Annotated in this window: 2 protein-coding genes; one reads left to right on the forward strand and one right to left on the reverse strand. The window is 60.8% G+C overall.

The window, feature by feature from the left end:
• Positions 1–653 (reverse strand): FAS1-like dehydratase domain-containing protein (locus H7J06_RS01050; RefSeq protein WP_264036200.1); only part of this gene is annotated, 653 nt, incomplete at its 3' end.
• A gap of 162 nt (positions 654–815) precedes the next feature.
• Here H7J06_RS01050 and H7J06_RS01055 point away from each other — a divergent pair.
• Complete coding sequence (locus H7J06_RS01055) at positions 816–1,067, forward strand: transposase (protein ID WP_264036202.1); 252 nt, start codon at positions 816–818, stop codon at positions 1,065–1,067.
• The last annotated feature ends 90 nt before the right edge of the window (positions 1,068–1,157 follow it).

A 1,157-nucleotide genomic window follows, 5' to 3' on the forward strand; every position in this document is an offset into this window, starting at 1 on the left:
CCGACCGTAACGTCGTCGAACTCGAGTGGCGTGTTCCAGTCGACACCGGTATCGGCATCGTCGACGGGGCGTGGGCTCCGACCTCGGTCGCCTTGCTGTGAGCGCGCGGAAATGCCGGACTCGGGTCGGGGCTCCGAGGCGTCGTCTGGGTCGTAGTTGAAGACGGTATTTCGGTTGCGCGCGACCAGTTCTCCCGAAACCTTCAAGTATTCTGACTCGTATTGCAGGAAGATTCCGGTACCTACCCGGGTGCGCTTCTGCTCTACCGAGATGATCGTCGTAGTCCCCTGCAACCTGTCCCCCAAGTACAGCGGTGTGTGGTATTGCCACTCGCTGCTGACGTTGACCGATCGGCTGAACGGCAGAGCCAGCGTGTCGGTGATGTTGCCCGTCATCTCCTGCCCGTCGACCAGATAGGGACTGGGCTGTCCGGGTGCCCAATACGGCGGCAGCCCCCACAGCGGGGTCATCGTCACCGGGGCCACGACGCCGAGGTAGCCGTGCGCCTTCGCTGCCGCCTCGTCGTCATGCAGCGGACAGGAAAAGGTGAAAACCTCCAGTTTGCGGCGGATGTCGTTCTGCGTCACCGAGTCGGCTCCTCGAAAGTGGATCTTCTCACCGACACGATCGCGCAACTCGTCAGCGGCGGCCATCGCCCCGCACTTCCGCAGCGGGCAGCCGAAATGCCGGCAGCACAACATCATCGGCGACGTGCACATAGACAACCTCGACGGCCGCATCCGCCAACATCTGGCGTGCCCTCTGTTCTCCGGACTGCGGACCAAATAGGGTCCGACTGGAAAGGATGAACGGCATTGGCGAAGAAATATCAGAAGTTCTCACCGGAGTTTCGGGAGGAAACGGCCCGACTGGTGGTGGACGGGCAGAAGTCCATCGCCGAGGTCGCGCGCGAACACGGGCTCAGTGATACCACTGTCGGCAACTGGGTTCGGAAGTATCGAGAAACGCATGCCACCGACGAGCCGCCGCTGGAATTATCTGAACGTGCTCGGCTGCGTGAATTGGAACGCGAGAACCGAGAAATGGCGATGGAACTCGTTATCTAGGGTCGCGAGGAAGCTGTTCACGATGTAGACGACACGCGTTCGAAGTTGTCGGGAAATGCGTTGTAGACCGATTATCTTCGGTGTCTGTGA

Origin of the sequence: Mycolicibacterium hodleri, assembly GCF_025822245.1 — a bacterium.
GTDB lineage: Bacteria > Actinomycetota > Actinomycetes > Mycobacteriales > Mycobacteriaceae > Mycobacterium > Mycobacterium hodleri.